A 21,100-nucleotide genomic window follows, 5' to 3' on the forward strand; every position below is an offset into this window, starting at 1 on the left:
ACGGCCCTCGGCCTATTCGATGGTCAGGCGTCGAATCCAGCGTGAGTCGGGCGTGATTTCGGCGCGTTCACCCGGGCCATAGGGCGGCGTGTCGGTGTTTGCCGGCGGTGCGCCAATCAGTCCGAGATCAATGGCTTGCGGCGTGCCGACGATACCTTTTTCAGTCAGTTCCATCTGGTAGTAGAGACCGTTCCAGAGCTTGGCACCGAAGTCCTTGGGCTGTTTGTAGAGAAAGAGCAGTGAGTGTTCAAGCCAGCGCAGGTCGTGGCGGCTGACTGTGCCGGGGTTGGCGTAGGGATACGGCACATGGCAGTGAATTTCCTCGCCTTCCAGGCACTTGAATTCCTTCATGGAAAGGAAAAAGTCCTTCAGCCGGGCTTCGTCGAGATGGAGCTGGAAGGTGCTTGTCTCACCGGCCGGGAAAAAGACCACCCGACCGATTGCCATCGACTGACCTTCCCGGGTGTGCACTGTGATGAGCTTGCTTCCGGCAAGTTCCCATGCCGCGGCCGGCAAGGAGCAGGAGATCGTGGCTAGAACGCAGAACAGGCGGAAAAGCTGACTTACATGCAGAGTCATGGCATCGCCTCATCGGGGGGGCTGGCCATGATATGCCTCAGCCTGCGCGGTTGGGGCGGATTTTTTACGAAGACCGATTGCTCACTGGCCGACCGGCTTTTCTTCGTCGAAGTCCCAGAGTCGGTGGGCATCGAGCTGCAGCCGGTAGCGCAGTTCGAGCGCTTCCAGCTGCATCAGGCGGGCGGCTAGCTGGGCTTCGTTGGCCTGCCGGCGGGCCGCTAGCAGATCGTTGAGGCTACCCTCGCCAAGCTGGTAGGCGCGCGCCGTCATGTCGGCGGCCCGACCGAGGCGTTCGGCAGCGCTGCGGCTCGCCTGCCAGGTTGAGAAGGCTGCATTGGCCGATTGGTAGAGGGTGGCCGACTCGGCGGTAATCTTCTGCGTGGTGGCGGCTTCGCGCCGGCCGGCGACGTCGGCCTGGGCCTGTGCCGCGTCAGAACCGGCACGGCGGGCGCCGCCAGGCAACGGGATGCTGATGTAGGCACCGAAAACCTTGTCCTCACCGGCCCGCTCGCGGGAAACATGAAAGCCAATGGTCGGATCGGGCAGCCGGTCGCGGCTGGAGCGGCCCGCCAGAAGTTGCGCCCGCTGCGTCTCGCCGCGGGCCAGTTCAAGTTCGTGGCTGTGCTCAAGGATGGCATTGATCCAGTCAGCTTCGTTGCCGTCGACCGGTAGCGGCTCGGCAATGACATTCTGGGCAACCAGGGGCAGGCCGGGATAACGACGACGCAGATCTTCGCCGGCCGTCTGCTGGCGTACCCTGGCCTGGGCCAGCTGGGCTTCGGCCTGGGCCAGTGCGGCTTCGGCCTGGATGGATTCGAGGCGGGCGGCATCACCGAGTTGGTGGCGGCGCTCGATGCCCTTTGCCTGTTTATCGAGCAAGGCCAACTGTTCGCTCCATTGGGCTGCGCCTGCGCTTTCCTTGAGCCAGGTGAACCACGATTTCAGGAGGTTGCGGCTGGCTTCGTGCAGCGCGTCACCGTGCGCGGTTTCAGCCAGCGCCACGCCGTTGGCGCCAAGTTCGCCATCAACCCCGCCTTTGCCGGGCAGGCGCAAGGGGCGCTCGATAGCCGCATTCCATTCGTTGAAGCGTTCTTCCGGGCCGGTGGTCGGAGCGCTCCGGCGCTGCTGGCCACCGAGACGGACGTTCCATTCATGTGGGCCGGCTTCCAGTCGATTACGGTTGGCTTCTTCGACACGTATCTGGCCGGCCGCGGCCTGTACCGAGAGGTTTTCACGTAGGACCCGCGCGACGATTTCGCTCGGCGGCAGATTGGGCGCGACCTCGGCGGCAAAGCCGGAGCCACCGATGCCGCCCACAAGGAAGGGTAACGCCAGACGGAAATAGTGGCCGAATTTCATAGATGTTTCGCCTCAATGATCGGCAGTAACCAGTAAAAAACGTTGGCGTTCGGCATGGCCTGCTTGATCAGCGCCAGCACTTCGCGCTTGGCAGATTCCGGGCCAACGGTGCGGATGACCGTGCGTGGTGCGTGACCAGCAACCAGTTCGCCGTCGTCGACGAGGGCGATGGCGGAGCCGTGCCCTTCGGCCGCGCTGACGGTGAAGCCGGGCACGAGATCGGGGCGGGAGAGGAGCAGGTCTTCGACATGCTGGGCAATGTCATTGGGCATGATCAGGGTGAGCAGAACATCAGCCATGGTGGCCCTCATTGAAGGAGACGGTGGTCTTGACGCCGAAGCGGCGGAAGAGAATGGGTAGCAGGACCAGCGTCAGGGCTGTCGAGGTGACCAGGCCGCCGATGACGACGATGGCCAGGGGGCGCTGCACTTCCGACCCCGGGCCGGTGGCGAAGAGCATTGGCACGAGGCCGAAGGCAGCGATGCTGGCGGTCATCAACACCGGCCGCAAGCGGCGTTTTGCTCCCTCAACGACAACCTCGCCGACGGCGATGCCGCGGGCCAACAACTGGTTGAAGTAGGTGACCATGACGACCCCGTTGAGGACGGCAATGCCGAGCAGGGCGATAAAGCCGACCGAGGCTGGGACCGACAGGTATTCACCCGAGATGAGCAGACCGAAGACGCCGCCGATCATGGCGAACGGGACGTTGGAGAGGACCAGCAGGGCCTGGCGTACCGAGCCGAAGGTCGAGAAGAGCAGGAAGAAAATGAGCGCCAGCGCCACCGGCACGACAACCATGAGACGGGCGGCGGCCCGTTGCTGGTTCTCGAACTGACCACCCCAGGCCAGGCGATACCCGCCAGGCAGCTTGACGTCACGGGCAACCGCCGCCCTGGCATCGTCGACAAAACCGACCAGGTCACGGTCACGGACGTTCGACTGGACGACGACATAGCGCTGGGCATTTTCCCGGTCGACCTTGACCGGGCCGTCGACCCGGGCGATTTTGGCGACATTGGCCAGCGGCACGCTGCCGCCGCCCGGCACGCTAAGGCGCAGGGCCTCGAAGTCGGCTGGTGAATTGAGCAGGCTGGCCGGGCCACGCAGTACGACCGGGACACGCCGTCCCTGTTCGATGACGACGCCAACGTTGCGGCCTTCAAGCAGGGCCTTCAGGTCATTCTGGATATCATCGACATTGAGCCCGAGACGGCCGGCGGCCAGGCGGTCGATGGCTATCTTGAGATACTGCACGCCATCGTTCTTGAGCGTAAAGGTGTCTTCGGCGCCCGGTACTTTCTTGACCGCCGTGACAATTTCGTTGGACAGGCGGTTGAGCGTGGCGAGGTCGGGCCCGAAAACCTTGATGGCCAGATCGCCGCGCACCCCGGTCAGCATTTCCGAAACCCGCATGTCGATCGGCTGGGTGAAGGAAAAACCGACACCGGGGAAGTCGGCCATGACTGCCCGTAACTGGTCGGCCAGCCACGCCGGGTCAGGTTTGCGCCAGGTTTCGCGGGGCTGGAGGACCATGAAGGTGTCGGTCTGATTGAGTCCCATCGGGTCGAGGCCAAGCTCGTCCGAGCCGGCACGGGCGACAATCGCCTTGATTTCCGGCACCTGCGCCAGGACTGCCTGCTGAACGCGGCTGTCGATGGCGATGGTCTGATCGATGCCGATCGATGGCAGCTTTTCGAGCTGCATGATGAGGTCGCCTTCGTCCATCGTTGGCATGAAACTCTTGCCTAGCACCAGAAAGGCTCCGGCAGCGGCAACCAGGGCAATCGTCGCGGCGAGCATGAAGGTCCGGCTGTTGGCGAGGGCGACCGTCAATGTACGGTCATAAATGGCCGCCAGCTTCTTGACCAGCCAGGGTTCGTGATGGAGGCCGCGCTTGATGAGGTAGGAGGCGAGCACCGGAACCACGGTCAATGACAGCAGCAGCGACGAGGCCAGCGCGAAGACGATGGTCAGGGCGACCGGGCCGAACATCTTGCCCTCCAGACCCTGCAGTGTGAGCAGCGGCAGGAAGACGATGATGATGATGACGATACCGGAGGTGACCGGCGAGGCGACTTCGCGGGCCGCCCGGTAGATGAGGTGCAGGGTCGGCAGGTTTTCCTGGGCCTCGGCAAGCTGGCTCTCGACGTTCTCGACGACCACCACAGCGGCATCAACCAGCATGCCGATGGCGATGGCGAGACCACCCAGACTCATCAGGTTGGCTGAAAGGCCGTACATCTGCATCAGAATGAAGGTGGCGAGGGCAGAAAGGGGCAGCATCAGGGCGACGACCAGTGCGGCGCGCAGGTTGCCGAGGAAGGCGAGGAGCAGTAGCACGACGAGAACGATGGCTTCGAGCAGCGCCTTGGAGACGGTGCCGACGGCGCGCCCGACCAGATTGCTGCGATCGTAGAAGGGTTCAATGCTGACGCCGGGGGGCAGGGTCGGTGCCAGTTCGGCCAGGCGTTCTTTGACCCCGGCCACCACCTGCTGCGCGTTGGCCCCGCGCAGGCCGAGAACTAGGCCTTCGACAGCTTCGCCCTGGCCATTCTTGGTGACAGCGCCGTAGCGGGTCAGGGCGCCCAGACGGACATCGGCGACATCGGCAACACGCACGACGTTACCGTCCCTGGCCTGCAAAACGATGGCTTTGACATCGTCGACCGTGGCAATTGCCCCTTCCGCCCGGACCAGCAGCGATTCTTCGCCATCATTCAGGCGGCCCGCGCCATCGTTACGGTTATTGGTTTCGAGGACTGCCTGCAGTTCCTTGAGGGCCAGCCCGCGAGCCGCCAGCCGCTGCGGGTTCGGCACGACTTCAAAGGTGCGGACTTCACCGCCCAGACTGTTGACGTCGGCGACGCCCGGCACCGTGCGCAGTTGCGGGCGGATCACCCAGTCGAGCAGGGCGCGTTTGTCGGCCAGCGACAGATCGCCCTCAATGGTGAACATGAACATTTCGCCGAGCGGCGTCGTGATCGGGGCCATGCCGCCAGTGGCGCCGGGCGGCAGATTGCCCATCGCGGCGGCCAGCCGTTCGCCGACTTGCTGGCGTGCCCAGTAGATGTCGGTGCCATCCTCGAAATCGAGGGTGATATCGGTCAGGGCGTATTTTGAGGTTGAACGCAGCAACCGCTGGTGCGGGATACCGAGCAGTTCCTGCTCGACTGGCACGGCGAGGCGGGTTTCGACCTCCTCCGGCGTCATGCCGGGGGCTTTCAGGATGATCTTGACCTGGGTCGTAGAAACATCGGGGAAGGCGTCAATGGGCAGGCCAAGGAAGGCCTGCACGCCGGCTCCCACCAGCATGACCGTGAGGACCAGGACAAGCAGGCGCTGGGTCAGCGAAAAACGGATCAGGGCGTCGAGCATTATTCTTTACCGACGCCGGTCAATATGGCTTTCAGTCCGGAAACGCCTTTGATGGCTACTTTCTCGCCGGCCTTGATACCCTCGACCGTGACGTTGTCGCCGCCCTGGCTGATGACGCGAACCGGGCGGGCTTCGAAGACCACCGCCTTGTCGTCGCTGGCTGTCTGGATAAAGGCCAGCGTTTTGCCTTCGTTGCGGGCCAGTGCCGAGGCGGGCACGCGTTGCGGCAGACCGGCCGGCGCAGCGATTTCGACTTCGATGACCTGGCCCGGACGCAGGGTTTCGGCCCCCTTGGTAACTTCGGCCCGGAGCAGGATGGTCTGGCTGGCTGCGTCGACGGCGCGGCCAATGGCAATCAGCTTGCCGGTGACATCGCTGTTGGCAAGTTTCACCGTGCTTCCCGTACGTAGCGTTGCGGCTACATCGACCGGGGCCTGGATTTCCAGCCAGAGCGGCGAGAGTTTGGCGATGCGATAGATCAGCGTCGACGTTTCGACGCGCTGACCGAGCTGGACACCTTGTTCGAGAATGACGCCATCAATCGGTGAGGTCAGGGCCAGTTTGCCACCCAGCTTGCCCGGTGCAGCACCGGCCAGGGCCAGGCCCTGGCTGCGTTCGCTGGCCTGGGTGCCGGCTTGGGCGGCGGCGGCGCGGGTTGCCTGCAGACGACTTTCGGCGATCAGGCCTTCGGCAAAGAGTTGTTCATCGCGTTTCAGATTTTGTTGGAGCAGGCCTGCCTGACTGCTCGCCTGCAGCGCATCGCGCTGTAGTTCGAGTGCTTGCGGGCTGGCCAGATGAGCGACCACCTGGTCACGTTTGACCGTGGTTCCGGGTGCCACGGAGAGCATCTCGACCATGCCACCGACTGGTGCCGCGACGACGCGCATCTGCTCATTGGGAACCCGCACCTGGGCCGGGAAACTGCCATTGCGGCCAGCCAGCATCTCGCCGGCTATCGCTGTCTCAATGTTCAATGCCTTGATTTGGGCCGTCTGCAGCGTCAGGCGGGATTCTTCAGCTTGAAGCAGTGTTGCCGCAGCAGACAGAAGGAGCGGGACAATCATGAAAGTTCGGCGGCGCATGGAATCATTCCGTAACAGGTTGTCATCAGTCTAGTTGCTGTAGCTTAAGCCTGACTTAAGCTACAGCAGTGTTGCATGTTATTCGGCTCATAAATGGTATGTTTGCCCACTTAGCGGCGTGGGCAATCCTCGGGCTGTCATGGGCCAGAACGTTGGTTTCCCATGCCGTCCGGCTAGATGCGTCAGGGATATCAGGTGGCTCACGGTATCCAGCGCCACACTAGCCAGTTGTCGGTGAATGCATTGATAACTTGCCTCTGCGCTGGTCGCGACAATCAGCGATGTCTGCTCCGGCTACGCAGGTCCTGGTCGATGGCGAGCAGGGCATCCAGTTTTTTTGCAGATCATCGCTCTGCTTTTGGGACTCCTTCAGCGAGAGTTCCAGTCGGCGCTTTTCGAGCACGCACTGGCGCTGCTCCCTGACAAGCTGGCGCTCAAGATCGTTGATTTTCTGAAGGTCGCCGGTGGCGTGGGGCATATTCGGGACAGCGTCGACCACCGTCGCGAAATTGTCGGGGGAGCCTGGACGTTCATTGGTCGCGGCGCAGCCCGCAAGGATGGTGCCGATGGCAGCGATCAGCGTAAGGCGACAACGGGCTTTCAACATGGGGTGCTAATTCTCGTTGTGAGGGCAGGCTTTTGCTGCTGAAGGGCAAGATGATACGAAATTGAAAGCGCGATGTCGTTAGTGCATCCAGGCTTGCGGTTATTTTGCCATTCGGGAGAGGCGGACACGGGCTACGCCAGGTGACATGGCCGCCAGGACCACTCGCTAGTCGGGAATCTTCGGCTCGACGAGATTCGCCAATTGCGCCAGTGACTCCTGCCAGCCGAGATAACACATCTCAGTGGGGATGGCCGCCGGTATACCTTCCTGTACCACGCTCAGGTCCGTGCCGCACAGCACGGCTTTCAGGGTTACGGTGGTGCGCATGGTTCCCGGCAGGTTGGGGTCGTCGAAGGTATCCGTGTAAGTGATCTTTTCGCCGGGAACCAGCTCAAGATAGTGGCCGCCAAAGGCATGGCCGTGGCCGGTGGTGAAGTTGGTGAATGACATCCTGAAGCCACCGCCAACCCGCGCATCGATGTTCTCTACCCGGCAGGTAAAGCCATACGGTGGTAGCCACTTGGCTAGTGCATCACCATCGAGAAACGCCTTGTAAACCTGTGCAGGCTCGGTCTTGAGTACGCGGTGCAGGCGGACGGTGCCGGTGGTCATGATGGTTTCTCCTTTTGGCTCACGAAGCGGGGTGGACCGTATTTGACCATAATGGTTGCTGCGCCAGGTGGCCCCCTCTGACATCGCGCTTACGCCGGTGGCACGGTGCCGGACTTGAACAGGCTACCCTTTGTATCAGGGCCATCAAACCATTTGCAGGAGATATCGCCGACGCAATAGCCTTGTTGCTTTGCCAGAACCTCCAGCGTCTTCGGTGTTTCAGGCTCGCCAAGCACAGCGACTACCGTCATTTTCGGGCCTCCCGATTTAAACTGAACGACGTCGCCGACGTGAAATTTATTCATTTTTATCCTTTATGGAAAGTATTTGTGTACGAACAATGCAATTGTCATGACGAGCAATAGGCTACCCAGCGAGTCAATGTATGTCAAACGCATGATGTTGAGGTTGCGCCTTTGCCGCATTTCGGGGGGGAGCTGTGGCGATGCCCGGCGCTATTCGCCGCTGCGCTTTACATGAATCGTGTGCAGTAATAGGCTTTGGAAAGAGCAGGCGTTTTGAGCGCCTGATGAAAGTGATCCGTTAGAGCCTGTCACCATTGCACCAACGCTGCTGGTTGGTCGCTGTCTGCGTATTAAGGTGTTGGCCGGGTTGCCGCTGTTGGCGAACCTTTGCCGTGGGGCGCAGGATTTCTTGGGCCCGCCATTTCGGGTCTATCGGCAGGGCGAAGGTGTTGATCAATGTCTGGAGCAGTAATTGTGAGTGATTTGTTTGCCCAACCGGGCCTTGATCGTGCCGCCCCGCTCGCCGAGCAACTGCGCCCGAAGACGCCGGATGAAGTGATCGGCCAGCAGCATCTGCTGGGTTCCGGCAAGCCGCTACGTCTGGCGTTCGAATCCGGCCAGCCGCATTCGATGATCCTCTGGGGGCCACCGGGTGTGGGCAAGACGACGCTGGCGCGCATGATGGCGACGCAGTTCCAGTGTGAGTTCATCGCGCTGTCGGCGGTCTTTTCCGGCATCAAGGAAGTACGCGAGGCGGTGGCGCAGGCCGAAATGTGGCGCGGGCAGGGACGGCGGACCATCCTCTTTGTCGACGAAATCCACCGCTTCAACAAGGCGCAGCAGGACGGCTTCCTGCCCTTTGTCGAATCCGGCTTGCTGACCTTCATTGGTGCGACCACGGAAAATCCCTCGTTTGAACTCAATTCCGCCTTGTTGTCGCGGGCCTCGGTTTATGTGCTGAAGTCCCTTGATGAGGCCGAGATGGGCCAGTTGTTCGACCGCGCCTGCATTCAGGCCCTGGCCGACCTGAGCGTCGAGTCGGCAGCCCGCGAACGCCTGATCGGGCTGGCCGATGGCGATGCACGGCGCTTGCTGAATCTGCTCGAACAGGTTCGTACAGCAGCACGCACGGCCGGACTGGCCGTGGTTGACGGCGAATTCATCGAGAAGACCATGGCGCAAAGCCTGCGCCGTTTCGACAAGGGGGGCGATGCCTTCTACGACCAGATTTCGGCGCTGCACAAATCAGTGCGCGGCTCAAACCCGGACGGTGCGCTCTACTGGCTGACCCGCATGCTCGATGGCGGTGCCGACCCGCGCTACCTGGCCCGACGCATCATCCGTATGGCCTGGGAAGACATTGGTCTGGCTGACCCGCGCGCCATGCAACTGGCCAACGATGCGGCCGAAACCTATGAGCGCCTCGGCTCGCCGGAGGGAGAACTGGCCCTTGGTCAGGCAGTGATTTACCTTGCCGTCGCCGCCAAGTCGAACGCTGGCTACAACGCCTACAATCAGGCCAAGGCATTTGTGAAGCAGGACGGCTCGCGTCCTGTTCCGAACCATCTGCGCAATGCCCCGACCAAGCTCATGAAGGAACTCGGCCACGGTCACGCCTACCGCTATGCCCACGATGAGCCGGAAGCCTACGCCGCCGGCGAAACCTACCTGCCGGATGGCATGGCCGAACCCGGTTGGTACGCGCCGACACCCCGCGGACTGGAAGGCCAGATTGGCCAGAAACTCGCACACTTGCGGGAACTGGATCGCAAAGCTGGCAAGAATTAGCTAACGACAGGCTGCTGACTCATTTGCGGAATATCACGTGAGTTGGCCACCTAAGCTCGCCGGTGTTGACCTGCAATATCGGAGGTTTGACCACCTTGGTACAGTGATAATGAGAGTGTCATCGGGTAGGCATTGGCAATCTGCGGACGGTCGCTGATCCCCGGAAGCAGCCATCTGGATGACCGCTTGGGTTTTGAAACTTGCCGGAAAGCCTAGGTGAGCACTTCGGCGAAAAAGGTCATAGGCACACCTTCATATGATCGGGCGTTCTTAGGCTGGTTATTAACATTGAGGCACCATATTTCGTGAATAGTCCTCCTGGCCATTCGAAAATATGATAATCAACCCGGATAATATGGTAAAAATGGTACTTTCTCTAATACCAACAACGTGGTACTGTTAGCAACTGCTATAAGCAAGGTCGTGGTCGAAGGTGCAGCATATGTTTGGGCAGAATATGCCAAATATATTTTTCTGTCTTCCGGTTTTCGTACTTAGCATGAGTGGATTCACGAAGAATTATGATTTCCGATCTCATTCCTTTCTATTTCCGTACTCTGCTAATACTCTTCGTGGCGGCGTTGCCGTTTGCGACAAACGCTTCGACGCAGATTGAATTCACTGCAGAAGAAAAAGTTTGGTTGGCAGAACAGCATAAGGTAAGGGTTCGGGTTGCTAATGTGCCTCCGTATATGATTGTTGAACCGGAGCTCACTGGCGTGTCGGTCGACTACATTAAGACTATTGCCGACCGTGTTGGATTCGAAATTGAACTCGTCCCTGATGAATTTGGCTGGAAGAGTTCTTTGGACGATGTCACAGGGCCTCGTAAGCATTACGATTTGCTGCTGACTATTCGTCGCACTCCGGATCGTGAGAGGCTTCTCGCTATCACAACAGATTACATCTCTGCTCCATGGGTTATGTACACCCGGGGAGATAGCCCCTATTACAGCGGACTAGATGCGCTTAAGGGAAAAACGATAGTAGTCGAACAAGGGTTTTTAGTCGCTGAACTGCTTAGAGATACATTCCCGGCGATTCACCTTGTTGAGGTCAAAAGCTCCTCTGATGCACTGTTCGCTTTGGCGACAGGTCAAGCGGATGCCTACGTTGGTAATCTGGCCATTTCCAACAACCTGATTAGGGCCAATCACCTGAATAATCTAAGTGTTACTGCACCAACTCCGTTTGGTTCTCAAAGTCAAGCAATGGCAGTACGCAAAGATTGGGCAGTTCTCGCTGGGCTTATCGACAAGGGATTTATGTCGATGACAGCACAAGAGCGAATGGCGATTGATCAAAAATGGGGTGTTATTGAATTCAAGAGACAGACTGATTACACGCTGGTTTGGCAAATATTGGCTGCTGCGACATTCATATTTCTAGCGTTCTTGTATTGGAATCGCAAACTCGCGAGCGAGATTAAGTTAAGGCGGCGCACCGAACAAAAGCTGCTGGCTGCCAATGAGCGATCAGAAGCGGCAACCAATGCAAAAAATGCCTTTCTCGCCAACATATCACACGAAATGCATACACCGCTGCATCAAATCATTGGCATGGCACAGCTAATCGAGTTTGAGCACCTAACACCTAAGCAAATAGATCGCATGGGTAAGTTAAAGACTGCCACTTCAAATCTTACAAAAATTATCGATTCCATCCTTGAGGTGACGAAATTTCAATCGGATAAAATTGATCTTCCGAAAGGTACTATTGCCTGGGGTCAGCTCATAAATGATTCAATATCAACCGTCCGTGATAAAGCAGCGGAAAAAGATATTCGAATAATTGTCGAATCAGACAATCTTCCAGAAAACCTAATTGGGGATTCAAGCCATCTGACGCAAGCTCTGCAAAATTACCTAGTCAATGCTATTCGTTTTAGTCAATGCAAGACGATCAAGGTTCGTTCAATATTAGTTGAGGAAGACTTGGAATCTGCTCTTATCCGATTTGAAGTAAAGGATGATGGCGTTGGCATTTCTGCTGATCAACAAACGCATCTATTCGCAATGTTTGAACAATTAGACAATTCGTCTACTCGAAAACATGGTGGCATTGGGATTGGCTTATTTATCACAAAACGAATCGCACAAATCATGGGGGGCAACGCTGGTTGCGATAGCTCTGAAGGCCAAGGTAGCTCCTTCTGGTTTACCGTCAAGCTAAATAAGAATTCTCCACTTTTGCAGTAACTCGATGACTTGAGGATTTGCTTCGCTGCCGCCTGAACGACTGCCGTTGATTACAGACCGGCCATTGGGTCATTCAGCGTTTTGTCCGCCAGAAATACAATGCAACTTGCAGATTGACAGCAATGAGTTCAGCATCGCTACACCCATTGTTAGTTGTCGCACCAAGCACCGAGACTTGATGTTTTCCGATCTGTGATTACGATTAGACGCTCTCTTTTCTCCTCCTTGCGCAAGCAACTGGTTCTACTGGTTGTTTTTTCCCTTGCAGCCCTATGGGGAGTGGTGGTCTGGGATTACAAGACCACTGAAGAGGACGGAATAACCAAGATGCGGCAGGAAACCGCCGCTCTCTCCCTGGCTCTTAGCGAACGAACCGAGTCGATTTTCCTGAGGGCTGACAACACCCTCATTCAAATGCGCACGGCCTGGCTAGAAAATCCCCGCAATTTCGACAAGGCTGTGGAGCGCTATAAGACCCTGCTTGCAGATACCATCATCCAAATGTCCGTAATGGACAGGGACGGCAATCTTGCTTACAGCACTCTGGGGATTCCTAAGGACGGGGATCCCCTGAGGCTGAATTACAAAGACCGGGAGCACTTCAAGGTTCACCAGACTGCTGGAGTAGACAACCTTTTCATCAGTCGTCCCGTGAAGGGTCGGCTGTCAGGCCGCTGGTCCATTCAGCTCAGTCGCCCCATTCTCAGGAACGGAAAGTTCGACGGCATGATTGTGCTTTCCCTGGACCCGGCATATCTCTCGAGCTTCGCCCAGAAGATCAAGCTCGGTGAGCATGGTCTGGTGCTGATCGTACGGGATACGGGCGAAATCATGGCCCGTAACCTTGGCCTGGAAAAATATTTGGGTAAGGTGCTCAGCACCTCACCGTACACAGACCCGGGTGCACCGATTCAAGGCACAATTATGCGGGTTTCCCAGACCGACGGCATTAATCGCCTGACCAGCTACAACCGGCTGCCAGAGCGAGGCGTGACAGTACGGGTTGGGGGCAGTATGGAAGAATACCTGGCACCGGTACGCCAGCATCAGTACTTCATTCTGACCGTGGCTTTGGCGGTTTCCATGTTGCTAGCGATCCTGTGCTGGCAAGTTCTTAAGGGCATGGCTGCCCAGGATGCGGCAGAGCAGGTTGCCCGAGAGGCCAGCCTAGCCAAATCCAGCTTCCTAGCTAACATGAGCCATGAGATTCGTACCCCCATCAACGGTATCATCGGCATGGCCCGACTTATCCGGCGTGATGGCCTCACCAAAATTCAGGCAGAACAGATGGGCAAACTGGAGGGCGCCAGCCAACATCTACTGGGAATTCTGAACGCCATTCTGGATCTCTCAAAAATCGAGGCTGGTAAGTTCGGGCTCGAAGAAACGCCTCTACGGGTTGAACCTCTGGTGTCCAACGTCATTTCCATGATCAAAGACCGGGCCGACTTCAAGCATCTCCAACTGTTCAGCGAAATTCAATCCTTGAGCTACGAACTCATCGGTGATCCCACCCGTCTGCAACAGGCCCTTCTCAATTACGCCACAAACGCCGTCAAATTTACTGAAACCGGAAGCATTACTTTGGGCATTGAGGTCGTGTCAGAAACAGCCGACAGCGTGCACCTGCGTTTTGAAGTCCGTGATACGGGTGTGGGCATCGATCCCGCCGCAATGCCCCGACTCTTCTCAATGTTCGAACAGGCAGACAACAGTACTACCCGTAAGTACGGTGGAACGGGACTGGGCCTCGCCATTAATCGCAAGCTAGCAGAACTGATGGGGGGCGAAGCTGGTGCGGAAAGCACCTTGGGCGTCGGTAGCACCTTCTGGTTCACAGCCTGTCTTAAAAAAGGCCTGCCGCTCAGTGAGACTCAGCCTAACATCGCTAGCGCCGACGCTGAAACTATCCTTAGGCGTGATCATGCAGGGAGAAGGGTTCTATTGGTGGAAGACGAACCAATCAACAGGGAAGTGGCCCAGATGCTGCTAAAAGACTTGGGGCTGGTGGTGGAAACTGCAGAAAACGGCGCCGAAGCCGTGTGCTATGCCGAAACCAGCGCATATGATTTGATTCTTATGGATATGCAAATGCCCATTATGGATGGTCTTGAGTCTACACGCCGTATCCGCCAACTGGCCAAATGTGGCAACGTACCCATCTTGGCCATGACCGCCAACGCATTCGCCGATGACCGTGAAAGCTGCTTCGAAGCGGGCATGATCGACTTCATCGCCAAGCCCTTTGAGCCTGATCTACTATTTGCGAAGCTGCTAAAGTGGCTGAAGTCGTCAAGCAGCTAAGTTCAATTCCTGTTATTCCGAATGGCCGGAGTGTCCGCATGAGCGGACACCAGACTTTCATTTGCGATGAGGCGGCAATGGGCATATTCTGTTGAAAAATCCGATTTAATGGCCGATATTGTTGGCCGAAATTCCGGTGATTGATGAAATTTAGGCATTAAACAGAGTGAAATCGCGTGCTAAAGGTACATTCTGATCATCAGTTCAGGGGCAATCGAAGGACGCCCTGTATGGCTGTAGTGACTGGCCAGACGCTGGCGAAGCCAGCCAAAGTCGAGGCATTGGTCGATACCTCGCAATAGATGATTCGGAGGAACGAAACTTTCCAGGTCAAACGAATAAAACAGTCGATCCTGACTTCCGCTCTGTTGACCCATCATCACGGCACCATCAATGCGTATGCGATACGCATATTTTACCATGCAGCCTTCCCTACGGGGTGTTTTTCAACAGAATAGGCACACTGCTGCCGTTCTACTCGGGCAGGTCAAGTTGATGATCTCGTCACGTTAGATCGCATGAGATTCAGTGGTCAACACAGCTCGATTTCGTAATCATTCGCTTGACTTGACGTTCATGACGCCTTTTGGGGTCAAGACCAGCCCTTTCTTCTCATAAAGCATGACCGGGCAGCGTTTGGCATCGTGGTAGATGCCGACGCAGTCCAGGCACTGGAAGCAGGCGTCGTAGCGGATATCACCGCTTGGTTCGATAGCGTCATAGGCGCATTTGGCCTTGCAGCTCTGGCAGGGTTTGCCGCATTCGATGCGCCGGGTCAGCCAGTCGAAGCGGCGGAGTTGGCCGCCAAGCGACATTACGGCACCGAGCGGGCAAATGAAGCGGCAGAAAAATTTGTAATAGAAGGCCCCCAGGAGGAGCAGGCCGCCGGCGTAGGCGACAAAAGGCCAACTGCGGTCGAAACCTACGGTGATGGCGGTTTTGAAGGGTTCCAGTTCGTTGAGGCTTTCGCCCTGGTGGGGCAGGAAGAGGGCGGCGCCGACGAGCCCGGCAAGGGCTACGTAGCGACCCAATTCCAGCCGCTTGGCGATGGCCAGGGGAATGTGCAGGCGCGGCAGGTGTAGCCGGCGGGCTAGCCGGCCGATGAATTCCTGCAGGGCGCCAAAGGGGCAGAGCCAGCCGCAGAATGTGCCACGGCCCCAGATAAAAAAGCTGACCAGCGTGAAGGCGATGAGCAGGAGCGAAATCGGGTCGTACAGAAAGCTCGAAAGCCCCTGGCCGGATTTCAGCGACTTGATCGCGCCGGTCACCTGAACGATGGAAAGCTGCCCCTGAATGATCCAGCCGACGTAAATCAGCGTGAAGGCAAGAAAGCCGAGGCGGAAGATTCGAAGGCGGCTGGCGCTCACAGAAATCCAGCGGGGGCGGGCCAGGACAAGGCTGAGTCCGATCAGCGCGGCGCTCAGGATGCACAGGTCGAGCCAGCGTTGCTGCCAGGCCAGCAGCCATTCCGGCAGCGGTTCCGGCGGGTAGGTGAACAGGTGGTTGGGCGGGGCGTACTTGAGGCTGACTTTCTGGTGGGTCAGGGTGGGCAGGATCATCCCTTTGGCGCGGGTGATGGTCAGGGTCAGATCAAGCGGACGGCCCGGGTCGAGGCCGGCTTCGGCATAGACGCCAAAGAGCCGTGAGGTATTGAGATCGGGCGGCCCGGCAATGTCCTTGGGCTCGAAGCCCTGATCGCGCAGTTCGAGAAAGAAGCCGTCCTGGCCCATGCTCAGGCGTGACGACTGTCCGCCCGGTACAAAATTGTCGTCGACAATCGGATAGCGTCCGGCCGACGCGATCCACCACAGGTGACGATTCTCGAAATTGCGCCCCATCGCCTCCTTGTACTGGGCGTCGCCGAGGATGGCGCGGCCGATGCTCGGGGTGTTCAGATAGGCAATGTAGATGTCAGTGAACACGCTATCGGGCAGGGCGAGGCCGTCTTCATCGACTTCGGCCCCCTCGGTTCCGGCGAACAGCTTTTCAACCTCGGCATTGCTCAGGCGCAGGTGGCCGACCATGCCGTTTTTCAACATCTCGGCAAAGGCTACCGGTTCGGCGACATCGTTACGTATCTGCGCCGCCGGGCCACGTTTGCTGCGGTCGGCAAAACCAAGTTTGGCGCGGGCTACTTCGAGGGCGGCACCGAGCACGCTCTGGTTGACGATGCGCACCGAGGCGGTCGCCTTGGCGACACCGTCGAGTGTTGTCTGGTCGCTGCGCAGGTCGGTTGGACCGGCGTGGTTGCGGGCGGCGTTAAGGGCGATCAGGAACTGCTGCTTGATATTGCGGTTGGCGTACTGGGTGACGAATTCGCGCAGGGGTGCTTCGCCCAGTCCGCCAAGAAAGACCGGTTCGTGCTGGCGCAGCAGTTCGACATTGATGAAATTTCCCTTGCGGTCGATCGAGACCAGGAAATTCATCGGCGTGCCTTCGAAGCCGGGGATGGGGGCAAGATCGATGGATTCGAAAACATAGCCGACCGGCCCGCCCTCTGGCTCCAGTTCACTGGTCAGCGGCCAGGCAGGAATCTGGCTGAGTTTTTCCTGAACGTGCAGTGGCGGCAGGAAGCGCCGCTCGATGTCGGCCTTGCTCAGGTCGCCGGCCTGGGCCAGCGGAAGGATGCCGACAAGACAGGTCGCGGCGATACGGCGAAAGAACGATCCGGCTTGGCTGCGCCAATGCCGGGCAACGGGAAATGGATTTTCCATTGCGGTCTCCGAGAGTGCGCGGGCAATTTCGGAAGGATTTTTTTATGAGCCTGATGGTACATAAAATCGCGTCTTTGTGCTGACTATGCTGAGCCCGGCGGGTCCCGGCTTGTCTGGTCACTCGCGTATAATGACGGGCTGACCAATACGCAGGTGCACCATGCTCGACATCCAACAACTTCGCTCCAATCTCGATGCCGTCGCCGCTGGCCTGGCTAAGCGCGGCAAGCCGATCGATTTCACCGAATTCTCGGCCCTCGAAGCCGAACGCAAGACGCTGCAGACCCGGACGCAGGAACTGCAGGCGCAGCGTAATTCGCTCTCGAAGCAGATCGGGATGTTGAAGGGCAAGGGCGAGGATGCATCGGGTGTAATGGCCGAAGTTGGTGCCATCGGTGACGAACTGAAGGCGTCTGAAGTTCGCCTGGGCGAGTTGCTGGAGCGTTTCAATGCCATTCTGGCTGCGCTGCCCAATATTCCCGACGAATCCGTACCAGTGGGATCTGATGAAACGGGCAATGTCGAGATCAAGCGCTGGGGCACGCCGCGCAGCTTCGATTTTCCGGTCAAGGACCACACCGATGTGGGCGAACAGCTCGGCCAGCTCGATTTCACCACCGCCGCCAAGATTGCCGGTTCGCGCTTTTCGCTGCTCAAGGGGGGCCTGGCCCGTCTGCACCGGGCGCTCGCCCAGTTCATGCTCGACACCCACACGGCCGATCACGGCTATACCGAACTCTATGCCCCTTACCTCGTCAATGCGGCCAGCCTCTACGGCACCGGCCAGCTGCCAAAATTCGAGGAAGATCTATTCAAGGTGCTGCGCGGCGACCAGGACCCGCTCTATCTCATCCCGACTGCCGAAGTGCCGGTCACCAACATCGTGCGCGATGAAATCATTGCCGCCGAGGCACTGCCCCTCAAGTTCGTCTGCCATACCCCGTGCTTCCGTTCCGAAGCCGGCTCCGGCGGGCGCGACGTGCGCGGCATGATTCGCCAGCACCAGTTCGACAAGGTCGAGTTGGTTCAGGTGGTTCATCCCGAGCAATCCGCCGAGGCGCACGAGGCGCTGACCCGCCACGCCGAAATCATTCTCGAAAAACTCGAACTGCCGTATCGCCGCATGGCCCTGTGTTCGGGTGACATGGGCTTCTCTGCCGCCAAGACCTATGACCTTGAAGTCTGGCTGCCGGCCCAGAATACCTACCGCGAGATTTCCTCCTGCTCCAACTTCGGCGCCTTCCAGGCCCGGCGCATGCAGGCGCGTTTCCGCAACGACAAGAACAAGCCGGAGTTGTGCCACACACTGAATGGTTCCGGGCTGGCCGTTGGTCGCACGTTGGTGGCGATTCTCGAAAACAACCAGAACGCCGATGGCAGCGTTACCGTTCCTGCCGTCCTGCGGCCCTACATGGGTGGCCTGGAAGTCATCTCGGCCGGCTGAGTCGGTTATTCCTTGTCGGCCGGGCGGGGAGGACTGAGGTCCTGCCCGATGGTCGGCAGGCGCAGTCTTTCGCTGCTGCCATCATTTTTCTCGGTGACCGAGATTGATTTGGCTGTGGTGATCCGTTTGACGTAAGCCTTGCGCCGCTCTTCAATCTCGATGACCAGCCGTTTCAGGCCTTCGGCAGCTGACGGCGTCGGCGCGAAGGGCTCCGCATTGCGCTGCAGGATGTCGTAATAGCTGCGGATGTTCTCGACCAGCATGACAGCCTCTCCCCCCCGTGCCCGACCCGATTTCAACTGCTGGTAATACTTCGGTTGGGCCAGCTTGGGCAGCACCCGCTTCATGTCGTACCACGAATTGGGGTCGGCTTTGAGCTGCTTCGCCAGTTGGCGGGCACCGTTGAAATGGCCTGGCCCGATGTTGTAGGCGGCGAGCGCCAGCCAGGTTCGGTCCGGTTCCTCGACATCCTCCGGTAGCTGTTCCTTGAGCAGATTGATGTAGCGCGCCCCAGCCAGAATGCTTTCGCTCGGGTCGAGGCGGTTGCTGACCTGCAGTCGGTCAGCCGTGTCTTCGGTGAGCATCATGATGCCGCGTACATTGGTGTAGCTGGTGGCGTTCGGGTCCCAATTCGACTCGTGGTAGGAAACGGCAGCGATCAGCCGCCAGTCGATGCCGGTCAGCGCCTGGGCAGCGTGGAAGAACTTGCGGAACTTGGGCAGGGTGGTTTCCATCTCGCCGAGGAATTTGGTGACGTCTGTCTGCGTCAGTCGGCGGACATGCCCGAGATAGCGGTCCTCCAGTCGAGCCAGCGTGCCATCGTGCTGGACACGCTCAATAAACGCATTGAGCCTGGCCCGCAGTTCCGGGTTGGGATGATTGCCCAGTTGCCAGACAACCGGACTTGCCTCGCTCAGAGGCAGGGAGGTCCGCAGGTTGGGGACGAACTGGTTGGCGATGTCAGCAAAGGTTTCGTCGATGGCGACGTAGTGAATGCGCTGGCTGCCAAGGTTATCGAGCAGGTCGAGGATGTCGCCATCGGCGAATTCGATAACCTTGATGCCCGGCATGGCTCCACCCAGTCGATGCAGCGTCGCCGCCTGACGCGAGCCGGCCAAGACATGGATTTCCTTGCCGACCAGTTGCCCCGGTTCGGCGAGCGGGAGCGAAGCGTCGTGCTGAACGAGAATGTCGCGCGTCAGAAAGATCGGTGGTGTTGCCTGAACGTCCGGGTCGCGGCTCGGCGGGAGCCAGGCGGCGGCGAGGTGATATTTTCCCCTGGCCAGACTGGCTTCGAGTTCGCCCGGTTCGGCCACCTCGAACCTGACGGATACCCCGAGTTCCTGGGCAAAAGCCTGGGCCAGATCGTATTCAAGACCGACCGGATTATCGTTGTCATCGGTATCGTAGGTCAGCAGGCCGGGCTGGGTGAGGACCACCAGATCCTGCCGGCCGGGCGTCGGAAATGGCAGGCGTGAACCGACGTCGCCACAGCTGACGATAAAAAAACATGAAACTAGCAGTGATAGACGTTTTATCCAGTGCATCTGTTGTGCTATTATGCCGGCCGCTGCGGAGAGGTGGCAGAGTGGTCGAATGTACCTGATTCGAAATCAGGCGTACTGCAAGGTACCGTGGGTTCGAATCCCACCCTCTCCGCCAGCGACCAACTAATCAAGCGCCTTTCGGGGCGCTTTTTTATTGCCCTTGGCGGCGGGTACGATGGTGGGTAGTGCGTTAGCGAAACAATGTAAGACGCGCACTCTACCTTTGTGGCCTCCCTCTGAGAAGGCGGGAAATATTTATTAATGTAAATTTGCTGCTTGGTCGGGCCTGCCTGTCCGCCAAGGAAACGACTGCAGGGTGTGCCCATGGCTGAAAAACTAAATTTCACGGTTGATCTGGAGGACGGCGTTTTCGTCGCACGTTGTATCGAACTGGATATTTCAACGGATGGCCTGACCAAGAGTGAGGCGGTAGAGAACCTCAAGGAGGCGCTTAACTGCTATTTTGCCAATCCCGATGAGCGTCTCGACAGGCGTCTCAGTGGCAACGATGAGGCGAGTGAATCGCTTTAGAATCGGGGACTGCGCTCAGCTGGGGCGAAAGGTCAATTTTTGTCAGGGATGTGAGTTTTGATTTCCAGTAACGGATAATGTGCACTTGGTAGTTTTGCCGCTCGTTGGTTAGCGGAGTGACATTTGGCTCTATCTATTGTTCCTGTTTCTAATGCTGAGGTGCTTCATGCTCAAGGGATTACAGCGCGTACTGCTGTCCTGTCTGCTCACTGGGCCGGTTTCCATGGCTGTCCATGCCGATGAATTGAAGATCGGATTCGTCAATCTGGAGCGCGTCTTCCGCGAGGCACCTGCGGCTATCAAGGTCAGCAAGAAAATGCAGGACGAGTTCGATGGTCGCCGGCAGGAACTTCTGCGCCTGGAGAATGACCTGAAATCGCGTCAGGCAGCACTCGCCGAGAAGGCCAGGACGCTTTCTGACAGTCAGCGGCGAGTCAGGGAGGCGGAACTGAACGAGGTGGCGGTGGCCTTGCAGCGTCGTGAGCAAGTCTTTCAGGAAGATCTGAAAATTCGCCAGAACGAAGAGACCTCGGCGATTCTTGAGAAAGCCAATCTGGCCATCGTCGAACTGGCCAAGGCCGAAAACTGGGATCTGATCCTGCAGGAGGCTGTCGCGGTGAGTGGCCGAGTCGATATCACCGATAAAGTCATCAAGAAGTTGACCGGGGACTAAGCCCGAACCAAGGCCGGATTCTTCCCGGCCTTTTTTGTC

Annotated in this window: 16 protein-coding genes, 1 tRNA gene and 1 pseudogene; 7 read left to right on the forward strand and 11 right to left on the reverse strand. The window is 58.3% G+C overall.

Translation table 11 applies throughout. The features are described 5' to 3' along the window. Nucleotides 1-12 precede the first annotated feature (12 nt). The 8 genes from HYN24_RS05475 to HYN24_RS05510 all read right to left on the reverse strand — a co-directional run bounded on the left by HYN24_RS05475 (nt 13) and on the right by HYN24_RS05510 (nt 7,922). Nucleotides 13-579 carry a hypothetical protein gene (locus tag HYN24_RS05475; RefSeq protein ID WP_117608314.1) on the reverse strand — a complete coding sequence of 189 codons (567 nt, stop codon included), beginning with the start codon at nt 577-579 and terminating at the stop codon, nt 13-15. Between the two features lie 81 nt (nt 580-660). Then, nucleotides 661-1,938 carry a TolC family protein gene (locus HYN24_RS05480; protein WP_117608315.1) on the reverse strand — a complete coding sequence of 426 codons (1,278 nt, stop codon included), beginning with the start codon at nt 1,936-1,938 and terminating at the stop codon, nt 661-663. Further along, nucleotides 1,935-2,237: a DUF3240 family protein gene (locus HYN24_RS05485; protein WP_162888600.1), complete on the reverse strand. Its 303-nt coding sequence runs from the start codon at nt 2,235-2,237 to the stop codon at nt 1,935-1,937. Before HYN24_RS05485 ends, HYN24_RS05480 begins: the two co-directional genes overlap by 4 nt. Continuing rightward, nucleotides 2,230-5,316, reverse strand: coding sequence for an efflux RND transporter permease subunit (locus HYN24_RS05490; RefSeq protein WP_117608317.1), 3,087 nt, complete (start codon nt 5,314-5,316; stop codon nt 2,230-2,232). Before HYN24_RS05490 ends, HYN24_RS05485 begins: the two co-directional genes overlap by 8 nt. After that, complete coding sequence (locus HYN24_RS05495) at nt 5,316-6,398, reverse strand: efflux RND transporter periplasmic adaptor subunit (protein WP_117608318.1); 1,083 nt, start codon at nt 6,396-6,398, stop codon at nt 5,316-5,318. Before HYN24_RS05495 ends, HYN24_RS05490 begins: the two co-directional genes overlap by 1 nt. 220 nt (nt 6,399-6,618) lie before the next feature. Continuing rightward, nucleotides 6,619-7,005 (reverse strand): hypothetical protein, encoded by a 387-nt coding sequence (locus HYN24_RS15780; RefSeq protein WP_162888601.1) that lies wholly within the window; start codon nt 7,003-7,005, stop codon nt 6,619-6,621. Between the two features lie 165 nt (nt 7,006-7,170). Continuing rightward, nucleotides 7,171-7,617, reverse strand: a complete 447-nt coding sequence (locus HYN24_RS05505) for an SRPBCC family protein (RefSeq protein WP_117608320.1) — start codon at nt 7,615-7,617, stop codon at nt 7,171-7,173. A gap of 89 nt (nt 7,618-7,706) precedes the next feature. Continuing rightward, nucleotides 7,707-7,922 (reverse strand): DUF2158 domain-containing protein, encoded by a 216-nt coding sequence (locus tag HYN24_RS05510; protein WP_117608321.1) that lies wholly within the window; start codon nt 7,920-7,922, stop codon nt 7,707-7,709. Between the two features lie 396 nt (nt 7,923-8,318). Between HYN24_RS05510 and HYN24_RS05515 the strand changes: the two genes are divergently transcribed. The 3 genes from HYN24_RS05515 to HYN24_RS05525 all read left to right on the forward strand — a co-directional run bounded on the left by HYN24_RS05515 (nt 8,319) and on the right by HYN24_RS05525 (nt 14,152). Then, nucleotides 8,319-9,650, forward strand: coding sequence for a replication-associated recombination protein A (locus HYN24_RS05515; RefSeq protein ID WP_205421448.1), 1,332 nt, complete (start codon nt 8,319-8,321; stop codon nt 9,648-9,650). A 521-nt stretch (nt 9,651-10,171) separates the two neighbouring features. Further along, a complete protein-coding gene (locus HYN24_RS05520; RefSeq protein WP_117608323.1) occupies nt 10,172-11,848 on the forward strand; it encodes an ATP-binding protein in 1,677 nt (558 codons plus the stop codon). Nucleotides 11,849-12,073: 225 nt separating this feature from the next. Continuing rightward, entirely contained in the window at nt 12,074-14,152 is a 2,079-nt protein-coding gene (locus HYN24_RS05525; protein WP_117608324.1) for a hybrid sensor histidine kinase/response regulator, read from the forward strand. 188 nt (nt 14,153-14,340) lie between these two features. On the opposite strand, the pseudogene HYN24_RS16105 reads toward HYN24_RS05525, so the two are convergent. Further along, nucleotides 14,341-14,532: pseudogene (locus HYN24_RS16105) on the reverse strand (IS5/IS1182 family transposase); the annotation flags it as partial. A gap of 174 nt (nt 14,533-14,706) precedes the next feature. Then, nucleotides 14,707-16,866, reverse strand: a complete 2,160-nt coding sequence (locus HYN24_RS05530; RefSeq protein ID WP_117608325.1) for a 4Fe-4S binding protein — start codon at nt 16,864-16,866, stop codon at nt 14,707-14,709. 160 nt (nt 16,867-17,026) lie between these two features. Here HYN24_RS05530 and serS point away from each other — a divergent pair, with 160 nt between their 5' ends. Next, nucleotides 17,027-18,310, forward strand: a complete 1,284-nt coding sequence (serS, locus tag HYN24_RS05535) for a serine--tRNA ligase (RefSeq protein ID WP_117608326.1) — start codon at nt 17,027-17,029, stop codon at nt 18,308-18,310. A 5-nt stretch (nt 18,311-18,315) separates the two neighbouring features. On the opposite strand, the gene mltF is transcribed toward serS, so the two are convergent. Next, nucleotides 18,316-19,857: a membrane-bound lytic murein transglycosylase MltF gene (mltF, locus tag HYN24_RS05540; RefSeq protein ID WP_117608327.1), complete on the reverse strand. Its 1,542-nt coding sequence runs from the start codon at nt 19,855-19,857 to the stop codon at nt 18,316-18,318. 27 nt (nt 19,858-19,884) lie between these two features. Between mltF and HYN24_RS05545 the strand changes: the two genes are divergently transcribed. The 3 genes from HYN24_RS05545 to HYN24_RS05555 all read left to right on the forward strand — a co-directional run bounded on the left by HYN24_RS05545 (nt 19,885) and on the right by HYN24_RS05555 (nt 21,061). After that, nucleotides 19,885-19,972 (forward strand) — tRNA-Ser (locus tag HYN24_RS05545). Nucleotides 19,973-20,181: 209 nt separating this feature from the next. Beyond that, nucleotides 20,182-20,388, forward strand: a complete 207-nt coding sequence (locus tag HYN24_RS05550) for a type II toxin-antitoxin system HicB family antitoxin (protein WP_117608328.1) — start codon at nt 20,182-20,184, stop codon at nt 20,386-20,388. Nucleotides 20,389-20,554: 166 nt separating this feature from the next. Beyond that, nucleotides 20,555-21,061 carry an OmpH family outer membrane protein gene (locus tag HYN24_RS05555; protein WP_162888603.1) on the forward strand — a complete coding sequence of 169 codons (507 nt, stop codon included), beginning with the start codon at nt 20,555-20,557 and terminating at the stop codon, nt 21,059-21,061. The last annotated feature ends 39 nt before the right edge of the window (nt 21,062-21,100 follow it).

The sequence above is a fragment of the Dechloromonas sp. HYN0024 genome (genome assembly GCF_003441615.1).
In the GTDB taxonomy this organism is placed as follows: domain Bacteria; phylum Pseudomonadota; class Gammaproteobacteria; order Burkholderiales; family Rhodocyclaceae; genus Azonexus.